The sequence below is a fragment of the Gemmatimonadales bacterium genome, from assembly GCA_019637315.1.
Classification (GTDB): domain Bacteria; phylum Gemmatimonadota; class Gemmatimonadetes; order Gemmatimonadales; family GWC2-71-9; genus SHZU01.
In genome coordinates this window covers 94,282-106,684 of sequence record JAHBVU010000012.1, presented here as the reverse complement: position 1 = coordinate 106,684, position 12,403 = coordinate 94,282, and the positions used below count along the sequence as shown (strand labels likewise).

General features: G+C 66.3%; 9 protein-coding genes and 1 tRNA gene. 2 read left to right on the top strand and 8 right to left on the bottom strand.

Annotation, left to right across the window (positions count from 1 at the left end; translation table 11 throughout):
* On the top strand, positions 1-1,638 hold a 1,638-nt coding region (locus KF785_12325), incomplete at its 5' end, for a glucosamine-6-phosphate deaminase (GenBank protein MBX3147543.1).
* A 15-nt stretch (positions 1,639-1,653) separates the two neighbouring features.
* On the opposite strand, the gene KF785_12320 is transcribed toward KF785_12325, so the two are convergent.
* The 4 genes from KF785_12320 to purN form a co-directional block, all read right to left on the bottom strand.
* Positions 1,654-1,740 (bottom strand) — tRNA-Ser (locus tag KF785_12320).
* A gap of 77 nt (positions 1,741-1,817) precedes the next feature.
* Positions 1,818-4,010, bottom strand: coding sequence for a DUF2723 domain-containing protein (locus tag KF785_12315; GenBank protein ID MBX3147542.1), 2,193 nt, complete (start codon positions 4,008-4,010; stop codon positions 1,818-1,820).
* Positions 4,011-4,012: 2 nt separating this feature from the next.
* On the bottom strand, positions 4,013-5,539 hold the full coding sequence (purH, locus tag KF785_12310) for a bifunctional phosphoribosylaminoimidazolecarboxamide formyltransferase/IMP cyclohydrolase (protein MBX3147541.1): 1,527 nt from the start codon (positions 5,537-5,539) through the stop codon (positions 4,013-4,015).
* Positions 5,536-6,135 (bottom strand): phosphoribosylglycinamide formyltransferase, encoded by a 600-nt coding sequence (gene purN / locus KF785_12305; protein MBX3147540.1) that lies wholly within the window; start codon positions 6,133-6,135, stop codon positions 5,536-5,538. The genes purH and purN overlap by 4 nt, the downstream gene beginning before the upstream one ends.
* On the opposite strand from purN, the gene KF785_12300 reads away from it, so the two are divergent.
* Entirely contained in the window at positions 6,128-7,213 is a 1,086-nt protein-coding gene (locus tag KF785_12300; protein MBX3147539.1) for a hypothetical protein, read from the top strand. The two genes, purN and KF785_12300, sit on opposite strands and share 8 nt — an antisense overlap.
* Here the strand turns inward: KF785_12300 and KF785_12295 are convergent.
* Genes KF785_12295 through KF785_12280 form a run of 4 tightly spaced genes read right to left on the bottom strand, consistent with a single transcriptional unit; the run spans position 7,206 to position 12,317 of the window.
* Complete coding sequence (locus KF785_12295; GenBank protein MBX3147538.1) at positions 7,206-7,745, bottom strand: HAD family hydrolase; 540 nt, start codon at positions 7,743-7,745, stop codon at positions 7,206-7,208. The genes KF785_12300 and KF785_12295 overlap by 8 nt on opposite strands.
* Positions 7,742-9,187: an Ig-like domain-containing protein gene (locus KF785_12290; protein MBX3147537.1), complete on the bottom strand. Its 1,446-nt coding sequence runs from the start codon at positions 9,185-9,187 to the stop codon at positions 7,742-7,744. Before KF785_12290 ends, KF785_12295 begins: the two co-directional genes overlap by 4 nt.
* Positions 9,175-11,862, bottom strand: coding sequence for a valine--tRNA ligase (locus tag KF785_12285; protein ID MBX3147536.1), 2,688 nt, complete (start codon positions 11,860-11,862; stop codon positions 9,175-9,177). Before KF785_12285 ends, KF785_12290 begins: the two co-directional genes overlap by 13 nt.
* The gene (locus KF785_12280) at positions 11,859-12,317 is read right to left on the bottom strand and encodes a hypothetical protein (protein MBX3147535.1); all 459 of its coding nucleotides are present in this window, start codon (positions 12,315-12,317) and stop codon (positions 11,859-11,861) included. Before KF785_12280 ends, KF785_12285 begins: the two co-directional genes overlap by 4 nt.
* Positions 12,318-12,403 lie beyond the last annotated feature (86 nt).

The following is a 12,403-nucleotide window of genomic DNA, read 5'->3' as shown; positions in this document are numbered from 1 at the left end:
AACCTCGACGAATACTTCCCAATGGCTCCGGACAGCCTGCAGTCGTATCACCGATTCATGCAGGAGCACCTGTTCAGCCTGATCGACATCGATCCAGTCAATGTGCACATCCCGCGGGGTGACCTGCCGGAGGGTGAGGTGGCCGCTGCGGCCTCGGCGTACGAGGAGGCGATCGCGCGGCATGGGGGGATCGATCTGCAGTTGTTGGGCTTGGGCCGGACCGGGCATATCGGCTTCAACGAACCCGGCTCGCCTTCCGACAGCCGGACCCGTTTGATCGAGCTCGACGCCGTAACGCGCCGGGATGCCGCCGCCGACTTCTTCGGAGAGGATAACGTGCCGCGGCAGGCGGTCACGATGGGCGTGGGCACCATCCTGTCGGCGCGCGAAATCGTGGTGATCGTCACGGGTGAGCACAAGGCCGGCATCGTCCGCCAGGCGATCGAAGGAGAGGTCGATCCGGAGGTGCCGGCCACCTTTCTGCAGGAGCACCCGAACGTGGCCTTCTATCTCGACAGCGCTGCGGCGGCGCAGTTGACGGCCATTGCCACTCCCTGGCTGGTTGGCCCGGTGGAGTGGACGCCGCCGCTGGTGGTGCGTGCGGTGGTGTGGCTGTCGCATCAGACCGGCAAGGCCATCCTCAAACTGACCCGCGGCGATTACGCCGAGCACAAGCTAGGCTCGCTGGTCAACCGCTATCCGGCGCCAGGTGTCCTCAACGGGGAAGTGTTCAACGTGCTTGGGGCGAAGATCCGAGGGCGGTCCAAGCTGCCGCGCGGCAAGCGCATCATCTGCTTCTCTCCGCATCCCGACGATGACGTCATCTCGATGGGCGGCATTCTTCGCAAGCTGGTCGAGAATGGTAACGACATCGTCGTGGCGTACATGACCAGCGGCAACATCGCGGTCTTTGATCACGACGTTCGCCGGCACCTCGATTTTCTCCGTCGGCTGGCTGGCGAGAGTTACCTGCCCGAGGGACCGGCCGGGGAGCTGGCGCGTCAGGTTGAAGCGTACCTGGCCGAGAAGCGTCCCGGCGATGTCGACATCGATGCGGTGCTCGATATCAAGCGCCTGATCCGCGCATCGGAGGCGATTGCCGGGATCGGTGTGCTGGGGCTGCCGCCGGAGGCTGGACGGTTTCTGGACCTCCCGTTCTACCAGACCGGGACCGTCAAGAAGGCGCCGATCGGGCCCGAAGATGTTGCCATCGTCCGTCGGCTGCTCGATGAGGTCGATCCGGAACTCGTCTTCGTTGCCGGGGATCTGTCCGATCCGCACGGCACGCACCGGATGTGCAAGCAGGCGATCGATCTCGCACTGGTCGAGCGCAGCGAGCAGAGTGGTGCGATGCCGGAAGTCTGGCTCTATCGTGGCGCCTGGCAGGAGTGGGCCGTGACCGAGGCCACCTGGCTGGTGCCGCTTTCACAGGAGGAGCTCAAGCTCAAGATCCACGCGATCTTCAAGCACCAGTCTCAGAAAGACACGGCCCCGTTTCCCGGGAACGATGAGCGGGAGTTTTGGCAGCGGGTCGAAGCGCGGAACAAAGGGACGGCGGAGGAACTCGATCGGCTCGGCCTGGCGGAGTACTTCGCGATGGAAGCCTTCGTGGTCAGCGACCCGAGAGCGACCGCCTGATCGAAGGCGGTCGAGCGGCGCGGGTGAGATTCGAACTCACGGAACCCTTTCGGGTTCGCCGGTTTTCAAGACCGGTGCAATCAACCGCTCTGCCACCGCGCCTGGCGGACGCAAGCTAACGCGGCGTCCGGATGGACCCAAGGGCCGCGATGACGACGCGGCCCTCGGGTGCTTCGATACTACTTCACCGCCGGCCGGAGACTCCGCATCACCGCTTCGCCGACGGAATCCGCACGGGCGGCGAGGGTGCTGTCGCCCAGCTGACGGACCGTGGAGCCGTAGGCCGCGTAGATCGCGGCGTACAGCTCGAGGATGGACCGCGATGGCTCGTCGACCCAGCCCAGCGGTCGGGGCCGCGCAACGCTTTCCCAGCCGTAGGTTTCCCAGAGCAAGTCGCCGGTTCGCTCGACATCCATCCAGCCCATCGGCCCGAACACCAGTCCGGGCGCCGGCGTGACGGGTTCGGGGTACAGCTTCCGCACAAAGCCTTGCGTGACGAGATACTGGGTCAGCCCGAAGGTCCGGTCGGCAAAGTAGCTGGTGCTCCAGCTGAAAAAGATCGGTCGCTTGCCGAGATTGTCCCGGATCAGGAACATCGTCGCGATGTCCTTCCGATCGAGGTACTGCACCTCATCGAAGTTGAGCTCGATGTTGCCGAAGCGCACCGGCCCGGACGGCGGGCGGGTGAACTCAGGCAAGTTGTGCAGCTCAGTCTCGGTCAGCGAGAAGACGGACCCTGGCGGCTTGGGCCAGGTCGACGTCGCTGGCGTGCCGGCACTGTCCACCAGCGGCGCCCCGCGCCGGTCGGGCGACCGCCAGAGTGCTGCGGAAGTGCTCGGATCGAATTCGGGCGTGACCCGTCGACCGAGCTGCTTGAGGTGCCACTCGGTGTTCATGAGCGACATGTTTGCCACGGTGACATCGGGGCGAATGCCCTCTACTTCCTGCGCATACCAGAGCGGGAAGGTGTCGTTGTCGCCGGCCGTGATCAGGATGCCATACGGCTCGACCGATTCGAGCAGGTCGCGCGCCAGGTCCCGGGCGGCAAACTCATGGTTCCGGTTGGCCGACACGCGGTTGCCGAACAGGGGAATCAGCGCAACCAGCGCTACCGGGAGCGCGGCGTACCAGCGAGCCGATTCCGACAGGCGGGTCTTGAAAAAGTCCGCCACTGCCGTCATCACGGTGCCCAGGCCCGCCGCCACCAGCGTGCCGAAGAAGGCAAACGAGCAGAGGAAGAAATAGTCGCGCTCGCGGACTTCACGGAGCGCGTGCGTGATGTCGGTTCGGTCGGGATAGATCGAGTAGCCGTACTTGAAGTTGAGATAGAAGACGAGCGCGATCGTCAACGAAAAGAGCATCGCGCCTGCGGCCAGGCCCGCCCGGAGATCTTTGCGCAGCATCTGATACAAGCCGGCCAGGCCGAGCAGCGTGAACAGCCAGGTCGCGGCACTGCGGAATCCGTCCCAGTCGCGGGCAAATTGCCAGGTGAAGTACTGCCAGTAGTTGGCATACTGGGCAACCAGATCCGCCTGGCGGTCGAAGACGGAGCCTTTGCCGTACTGGGCGCGACTGATCACATCCGAGAGGGCGTCGCTGCAGCCGGCGAGGCCGGCTGTGACAGCGCAGAGGACGCTGAATCCGACCGGTTCGCCCTCGTTGATCGGCGGGAACTGTTCTGCCCGGATCGGCAGAAAGACATAGTTCGGCGTCAGGCCGATGATGACGACGGCGACGATGCCGACCAGGACGGCCGGGCGGGTCAGCACTCGCCAGTCGGTCCAGAGGACATACATGATGACGGCCGGCGCCGCCAGGACGCCCATCATGTGGTTGGTCGAGGTGAGCGCGAGCAGATAGGCAATCACGATCAGCCAGCGGTCCCGATGCGAACCCGGTTCGTCGTCGCCCCAGTGCACCGCCAGCCAGGTGACCAGCGCCATGAAGAAGAGCGAGACGGTGTAGACCTTCTCGTTGACGGTCGACTGATTCCAGACCGTCCACATGGTGGCGCCGACCAGGACACCCGCAAACGAAGCAACCAGCCTCGGCAGACGCGCCGGCACGATATTGCGCAGCCAGCGCTCCGAGACCAGAAACCAGAAGCCGGCTGCGCCGGCGCTGGTCACGGCCGCAAAGAGGTTGATTCGTACGGCGTAGGCCTCGACGAAGGGAATCAGCCCGAAGACATGGCCCAGCAGCACGAAGAGCGGGTTGCCCGGTGGATGGGGAATCCCGAGCACCTTGGCTGCCGCGATGTACTCCGACGCATCCCAGAAGGCGGTCGTGGGACCCAGCGTGAAGAGGTAGATGACGAGTACCGCCACGGCGGTACCGAGAGCCCAGAGATAGGGCGGTCGCTCTTGAGTCATGGTCAGTGCCGGAACATCCGTTTGCCGGTGAATACCATGGCGATGCCGAGTCGATTGGCGGCCGCGATGACTTCGGCGTCTCGGACCGAGCCGCCGGGTTGAATGATGGCGGTAATGCCCGCCTTGGCGGCTTCCTCGACGCCATCGGGGAAGGGGAAGAATCCGTCTGAGGCCAGCACCGCGCCGGTCGGGTCATGCGACTGCTGTCGTGTCTTGTGCGCAGCAAGAAAAACTGCGTCGACCCGGCTCATCTGTCCGGCGCCGATGCCGATGGCCTGCTCGTTTCGTGCAATCAGGATGGCGTTCGACTTGACGGTGGCGATGGCGGTCCAGGCAAAGCGGAGGTCGTTCATCTCGTCGACCGTCGGCTTTCGTCCGGTCGGAACGGTCCAGTCCTGTTCCGACGTGTCGAACCGGAAGCGATCCTGCACCAGGAAGCCGCCTCGCACCCGCTTCCAATCGAGGCCAGGTGCATCGCTGATCGGGAGCTCGACGACCCGCAGATTCTTCTTTTCCGCAAAGATTTCGAGGGCGTCGTCGTGTACCGAGGGCGCCACGATGGCCTCGAAGAAGAGGTCCCGGAGTGATTCCGCAATGGTGCGATCGATCACGGTGTTGCAGGCGATCACGCCGCCGAAGGCCGAGAGCGGGTCCGTGGCGCGGGCCTTGTTGAGGGCTTCGAGCGCGGTCCGTCCTACCGCAACGCCGCACGGGGTGGTGTGCTTCACGATGCAACAGGCCGGCCGGTTCTTCCAGGCGGCGACTGCGGCCGTGGCGCTGTCGATGTCGAGCAGGTTGTTGAAAGAGAGCTCTTTGCCCTGGCGCTGTTTGAGGTCCCGGATGCCGCGCGGTTCTTCGGACGCATAGAGCGCCGCGCGTTGTTCAGGGTTCTCGCCGTAGCGGAGCGGGAGCAGCTGCTCGACCGACAGGTTGAGCCGGGGCGGCAGGCCTTCCTCGGCTTCGGTCAGGTAGCCGGCAATTGCGTTGTCGTAGTCGGCGGTGTGCGAGAAGACCTTGGCCGCAAACGCCCGGCGGATCGTCGGTGTGAGGCCGTCCTGCTCGAGCAGCTCGAGGACCCGAGGATAGTCGGTCGGGTCGACGACGGGCAGCACGTACTGGTGGTTTTTGGCAGCGGCTCGCAGCATCGAAGGACCCCCGACGTCGATGTTCTCGACCGCGTTTTCGAACGTCACGTCGGATTGCGCGATGGTGGCCTGAAACGGATAGAGGTTGACGGCCACCAGCGCGAATGGCGCAATCGCATGCGTGGCGAGGGCCGTCCGGTGCTGCTCGTTGTCGTGCTGCGCCAGCAGGCCGGCATGAATCTTCGGGTGCAGGGTTTTGACCCGACCGTCGAGGATTTCCGGGAATCCGGTCACCGCATCGACCGAGGTCACCGGGAGTCCTGCCTTCTTGAGCGTGGCGGCAGTGCCTCCGGTCGAGATCAGTTCGAAGCCGAGGCGGACGAGACCGCGGCTCAGTTCGACGATGCCTCGTTTGTCGCTGACGGAGAGAAGAGCCCGCTTCATAGCTCGAGAGTCTCGGGTAAAGGCGTGGCGCGGCCGGTCACTGCCGCGTTGAGAACGGCCGCTGGCAGCAGGCGATGCTCGACGGTGAGCACCCGTGCTGCCAAGCTTTCAGGAGTATCGCCGGGTAGAACCGGTACTCTGGCCTGTGCCAGGATCGGTCCTTCATCATACTGTTCGGTCACCGCATGGACCGTCGCGCCCGACTCGCGATCACCGCGGGCCAGCACGGCGCGATGAACATGGATGCCGTACATCCCGGTACCGCCGTGATCGGGAAGCAGGGACGGATGGATGTTGATGATCCGCCCTTCGTACGCTGCCACGATTTCCGACGGTACCTGCTTGAGATAGCCGGCCAGGACCACGAAGTCGATCCTCCAGCGCTCGAGCAGCGCGCGCCACTCGGCGGGATCGGTGCTATCTTCGAGTACCGCCGCCGGAATTCCCAACCGGCGGGCAAGCTCCAGACCGCCAGCCGATGCCCGATTGCTCACCACCAGTGCCACGGTGGCGGGGCTTCCTTCGGGCAGGGCGGCGATCAGTGCTGCGAGATTGCTCCCGCGACCAGACACGCAGACGGCGACCCGCATGGACATAGCCCGCCAATATACACAGAGACCGCGGCCGCCGTCGTCGGATCTCGTCTTCGGCGATCCCCGGGCGGACCTTCCGCTGCACCTGCGGCCGGGGAGCGACATTCTCGACAAACTGGTCGCCGCCGGGATCGAGGGCGACCGGGTCGAATGGGCCGATCCGCTCTGCGAGGGGCCGCTTCGTCCCTGGGCTTCTGATCGTGACCGCTGGCGCGATCGCGCGATTCACCTGTCGATGCGGTACCACCTGTCCTACGGCCAATCGCTCCGGAACCTGGGGTATCAGGATGCCAGGGTGTCCGAGGCTGATGCGTATCGGGACGTCGTGCTCTGGTTCGAGCACGATCTTTTCGATCAGATGATCCTGACCTTTCTGCTGACGCGCCTTGCCACCCTGGTGGCGGCGGGTCGGGTCAGCCTGGTGACGATCGACCGGCATCCTTCGGTCGAGCGGTTCATCGGCCTCGGACAGTTGGAGCCGGCGGACCTGGCAGCGCTCTATGCGCAGCGATCGCCCGTCACCACGGACCAAGTCCAGGTGGCCCTGAGAGCATGGCAGGCGATGACGGCGCCTGATCCGCAGGGGCTCAACCGGCTGGCTCACGAGGATCAGCCGGGCTTGCCGTTCCTCCGCGGTGCGATGGCCCGGTACCTCGCGGAGTTTCCGGATCCGAAGACCGGCCTGGGTCAGACTGAGCAGTGGGGCCTCGAAGCGATTGCCGGCGGGGCAGCCACCCCGCGCGATGCCTTTCCGGTGGTTCAGGCGCGGGAAGCGGCGCCGTACCAGGGCGACTCGATGTTCTATGCAACGCTTCGCAGTCTGACCGACGGGCCGCGCCCGCTGCTCGAGACAACCCTGTACCACGCGCCACCCCTGATCAAGCTTCGCGATGAGCAGTTCTCCCAGGTGCCGCTGCGGGTCACGCCGATGGGTCAGTCGGTGCTTGCCGGGCAGCGTGACTGGTTCGAGGTCCACGGCCCGGCACGATGGCAGGGTGGGGTCGCGCTGATGGGTCCGGCACCGCCCTGGCGATACGACCCCGAGACCGCTCGGTTGGTGCGCGCAAGCGAGACTAGCTGAGGGCTCGCGTTGCCGCCTCCGCCAGGTCTTGCACGAGGATGGTGCCGGGCGGGAGTGGTTCCACGGGGGCGGCGTTTCCGGGTTGAATGAGGTAGCCACGGCCGTTCCAGTGCGCGGCAGGCTCAACATCGGTGACACGGTCGCCGACCCAGATCGAGCGGCCGGCGTCAAGGTCCAGTCGGATTACCGCATCGAGATAATGAGCCAGCCCTGGCTTGCGGCAGCTGCAAGCGCCGTCGATGTCCGGATGATGGGGGCACACATACGTTGCGGCGAGCGTGACGTCAGGGCGGAGTAGCGCTTCCATCCGCTCTGCCACCGCGCGGTACTGAGCCCAGGAAATCAGACCCCGCGCAATCCCGCTCTGATTGGTTACCACGACCAGCAGGTAGCCCGCCTCTGCGAGGGCGACCAGCGCCTCACGTGCCCCCGGCAGCAGTGTGACCTGATCCGGGTTCGCGGGATACCCCACATCCGCGATGATGGTGCCGTCCCGGTCGAGAAAAGCGGCCGGACGGCGTGCCCCGTTCATCGGGGCCGGGGCGGCGTGGCTGGACGTACCGCCGCCGTCACGGACTCATGCGGCGCGCGCGGGGCCCGGGGAGACGGGGACTGCTGCGCCGCGCCCGCGGACCAGGTGCCACGCGTCAGGCCTGCCGTGTCGGGACGCACCGGCAGCGAGTCGGGCGGGAGGCTGTCGCTCGGCGCCCGGGCGGAGTCAGCTGCGGAGGTATCGACCGCAGGTTTCGGATCATCCGGGACCTGAAAGCCGAGCACGGCCCGGCCGGCAACCCGGCTGACATTCTCGACCCCGTCGATTTCGACGACATAGCGGGCTCCGGCGCGCAGCGGTTCCCGGACGCGAATGATGAGCTTGTCGTCGAGCGGCGGCTTCGTGGTGAGCGGCGGCTCGGGCGGTCTCGGTTCTTCGATGCCACGCGCCCGACGGCGAGCTGCTTCCCGGGCACGGAGCACCGAATCGGCCCGCGCTACGGAGTCGGCTCTGACCCGTGCCAAGCTGTCGGCAACGCGGACGCTGTCACTGGGTGGGGTGGTGTCGACCGGGGCGCGGGGCCCGTAGGCCGAGTCGTAGAGCGCCCTGGGGAGAATCGAGTCGACTCCGAGATCGGTCGAATCGGGGAGCAGGCGGACTCTGCCCGCGGACGACGGCAGCCGTTGATACGGGTTCAGCTGCTGCGTAAACGTCACGATCACGGCGAGCGAATCATGCTTCGCGATCGTCTGGATCCGCGCGGGAACCGTATCGTGCCGGAAGGCCCAGATCTCGCCGACCGAGTCGCGCCCGATGGCGACGCGGGTGGTGTCGAACGACTCGCGTGCATCGAGTCGCGAGTTCCGGTTCTGGTCGATAGCCCCGGCCACCAGGTACTCGCCGTCGGGCAGGGGGCCGAACCGGAAGCGACCGGTCGAGTCGGCCAGGGTTCGATACTCGAGGCTGTCGGGCAGCAGCGTCGCCACGACCAGACCGAGCGCCTGACCCCTGGCGGTGGTCCAGTCGACGACGCGGCCCTCGAGGTACCGTTCCGGGACCGGCGAGCCCGTCGTGAAGGTGATCACCTCGCCGTTCTGGCTCCGGTTGTTGCGGAGATCGACGAGGCCGGGCAACAGCTCGATCCGGTAGGTGCGGTTGGGCTGCCATCCTTCGCGGGGTCTGACGGTGATGCGCCGGCGCTTCCAGCTGACCCGAGGCACATTCGGGCTGGGCGAGAGGATGATCAGCCTCTCGAGATCGCCGCTGCCCAGGCCGAAGTTCGGCGCGGCCCCCTCGCTGACCACCTCATCAAAGCGGAACTCGGCGTCACTCCGAAAGCCGGGCAGGACAGTGATCGAATCGGGCAGGGTGCCGAGCAGTCTGGGCGGATTGCTGTCGGGCGGGCCGCCGGGCGGCTCCGCAATCCGGGCACACCCTGCCAGCAGGCAGGCCAGGACGGCGCCGCGAATCAGGACGGACATCCCAGCCGGGTTCGTTTGTCGTCGAGAACGGCTCGTTGATCCTGCCAGCTGGCCAGCTTCTCGCGCTCCTTCTGAACCACGGCTGCCGGAGCCCGGCTGACGAACTGCTCGTTGCCCAGCTTCTGCTCGAGGGCGCCGATGGCCTGGGTCAGCCGCGCCGCTTCCTGGCCCAGTCGGGCACATTCCTTGGCGGTGTCGACCAGATCGCCGAGTGGCACGGTCACGCTGCTGCCATCGGTGAGCACGGCATGTGCAGCCGCTGCTCCGTTGCCCGAGTCTTCACCGGCCAGCGTGATCTCGCTGGCCTTGGCCAGGCGATGCATCATCGGGCCGAGGGAGGCGAAGGCGGCGGTCACGACCGGGCCGCAGCGGGTCAGTGCCGCTCGGACCGTCTGCCCCGGGGGCACCTGATACTCGGCGCGGATCGACCGGATCGCCGTGATGACGTCCTGCGCAGCACCGAACTCGCTCAGGGCCACTGGGTCGGTGTCAGCCGGGTCCGGGCTTGGCCAGGCGGCAACCATCAGGCTCTCGTCGCCCGTCCTGCCCGGCAAGCGCTGCCAGAGCGTTTCGGTAATGAAGGGCATGACCGGATGGAGCAGCCGGAGGGCCTGATCGAACACCCGGACTGCCACGGCGCGGGCCACGTCCCCGCCGGGCTGGTCGCCGTAGAGGCGCGGCTTGATGGCTTCGAGGTACCAGTCGGCCAAGTCGTTCCAGAGGAACCGGTAGATCGCATTGGCCGCGTCGTTGAGCCGGAGCCGCTCGTATCCGTCGGTTGCTTCGCGGACCGTGGCCTCGGCGCGGGCCAGGATCCAGCGATCTGCCACGGAGAGCTCGTCCCGCGACACCGCATTTGCTGCGGAGCCACCGATCGGACGCACCCCGCCGTCCAGGTTGGACAGCAGGAAGCGACCGACGTTCCAGAGTTTGTTGGCAAAGTTCCGCCCCGTCGAGAAGGAGCTCTCGAGGTCGGCGGGGTCGAGGATCACGTCCGTACCAACCGCGAGGCCGCCGATCACGGTAAAACGGAGCGCGTCGGCGCCGTACTGCTCGACCACGTCGAGCGGATCGATGCCATTGCCCAGCGACTTCGACATCTTGCGATGCTGAGTGTCGCGGACGGTGCCGTGCAGGTAGATCGTGGTAAACGGCACCTGGCCTTTGAACTCGAGCCCCGACATGATCATCCGTGCGACCCAGAAGAACAGGATCTCGGGTGCGGTGACGAGTGCGTGACCGGGATAGTACCGGCTCAGGCTGGCGCTGTCGTCCGGCCAGCCGAGCGAGGTAAACGGCACCAGCTGCGAGGAGAACCAGGTGTCGAGCACGTCCTCGTCCTGACGAACGGCACCGCCGCAGGTCGGGCAGGAGGTCAGGTCGACGCGACTCGCCGTCATGGCTCCGCAGCTGCCGTTCTCGCAGTACCAGACCGGAATCCGGTGTCCCCACCAGATCTGCCGCGAGATACACCAGTCCCGGATGTTCTCCATCCAGAGCGCGTACTCGACGCCGCGGCGTTCGGGCACGAAGGTCAAAGTCCCATCGCGATAGGCTTCGAGCGCCGGCTTGGCGAGCGGCGCCATTTTGACGAACCACTGATCGGACAGGCGTGGTTCGACGACCGTATCGCATCGGTAGCAATGTCCGACCGCATGGCGATGGGGCTCGACCTTGTCGAGCAGACCGGCGGCGTCGAACTCGGCGACGACGCGCTTCCGGGCGTCGAAGCGATCGAGGCCCCGGAACCGTTCGGGGGCGGCGTCGTTGATCCGCGCATCGGGCGTCATCACGTCGATGGCCGGCAGGGCCTGCCGCGACGCGATCTCGAAGTCGAGCGGATCGTGGGCCGGGGTCAGCTTGACGGCGCCCGTGCCGAACGCCGGGTCGACCGCGGCGTCGGCCACGAGCGGCACCAGACGATCGACCACGGGCAGACGAATCCTCGTTCCGATCAGGCCGGCGTAGCGCTCGTCATCGGGATGCACGGCAACCGCGGTGTCGCCCAGCATCGTTTCGGGGCGGGTCGTGGCGACAATGATATGCCCCGAACCGTCGGCCAGCGGGTAGCGCAGCCGCCAGATTTGCCCGTCAACTTCTTCTTTCTCCGCTTCTTCGTTCGAGAGGGCCGTGAGGCAGCGCGGGCACCAGTTGATGATGTACTTGCCGCGGTAGATCAGGCCCTTTTCATAGAGCGACACGAAGACTTCGCGCACCGCCGACGACAGCTCGGGGCTCAGCGTGTAGTAGGTGTGCTCCCAGTCGCAGCTGGCGCCCAGGCTCCGAATCTGCTCCAGGATGGTCGAGCCGGTCTCGGCCACGAACGCTTCGACTCGCTTGATGAAGGCTTCCCGGCCCACGTCGAATCGGGTCTTGCCCTCCTTGGCGAGCAGCTTCTCGACCACGTTCTGCGTGGCGATTCCGGCGTGATCGGTTCCCGGCATCCAGAGGGCGTCCCGGCCGCGCATCCGCTCGAAGCGGACCATGACGTCCTGGACGCTCAGATTGAGCCCATGCCCCATGTGCAGTTGCGCCGTCACGTTGGGTGGCGGCATCATGATGACGTAGGGGGAACGGTCGCCGCGCGGTGTGAACAGGTGGCGGTCCTGCCACCACCGGTACAGAGGGGCTTCGACGGTTTTCGGGTCGTACTGCGGTGCCAACGGCTCGGTCATGCAACCTCGGGCTCTTCGTCCCGAACGATGGTGGGTCGAGTGGGGGGCGTACGGGGCGGCAGCGGAGTATCGTCCTCACCCCAGACCAGCAGGCGGTCGACCAGGGTGAGGTCACCACCGAGCAACTCGCGGATGGCGCGGATGGCCCGGCTGCGGCTCGAGCGAGATGCCACCCAGCCATGCAACTCGATGCCGTTGCGTCCGACGGCAACCAGGGTGAGGCCGCTGGCCTCGGCGCCCAGCAGGGCTTCGAGTTTCTGGCGCACCCGGTTCGTCAGGATCGCCGTCGAGGGCGGGGCGGGGGGCTTGCGCCGCCACGGAATCAGGGCCTTGCGCCCCCGTCCGGCCAACACTTCGCCGGCCAGGAGGCCGATGGCCAATCCGATCCCGAGGCCGGTCAGGATGGTTGGGAGGAGGCTGGCCCCGGTCTCGGGACGTATACGTCGCTGCGGCATACAGTTAACTTAATACGTTTCGGGACTTTTCACGAAGCAATCCATGGCTAAACGACCGCTCGTCCGCCTGTTCTTCCTCGGGGTGC

Coding starts and splice junctions, on each gene's coding strand:
- KF785_12315 (MBX3147542.1), bottom strand. CDS start 4,010: ATGACTCAAGAGCGACCGCCCTATCTCTGGGCTCTCGGTACCGCCGTG.
- purH (MBX3147541.1), bottom strand. CDS start 5,539: ATGAAGCGGGCTCTTCTCTCCGTCAGCGACAAACGAGGCATCGTCGAA.
- KF785_12300 (MBX3147539.1), top strand. CDS start 6,128: ATGGACATAGCCCGCCAATATACACAGAGACCGCGGCCGCCGTCGTCG.
- purN (MBX3147540.1), bottom strand. CDS start 6,135: ATGTCCATGCGGGTCGCCGTCTGCGTGTCTGGTCGCGGGAGCAATCTC.
- KF785_12295 (MBX3147538.1), bottom strand. CDS start 7,745: ATGAACGGGGCACGCCGTCCGGCCGCTTTTCTCGACCGGGACGGCACC.
- KF785_12290 (MBX3147537.1), bottom strand. CDS start 9,187: ATGTCCGTCCTGATTCGCGGCGCCGTCCTGGCCTGCCTGCTGGCAGGG.
- KF785_12285 (MBX3147536.1), bottom strand. CDS start 11,862: ATGACCGAGCCGTTGGCACCGCAGTACGACCCGAAAACCGTCGAAGCC.
- KF785_12280 (MBX3147535.1), bottom strand. CDS start 12,317: ATGCCGCAGCGACGTATACGTCCCGAGACCGGGGCCAGCCTCCTCCCA.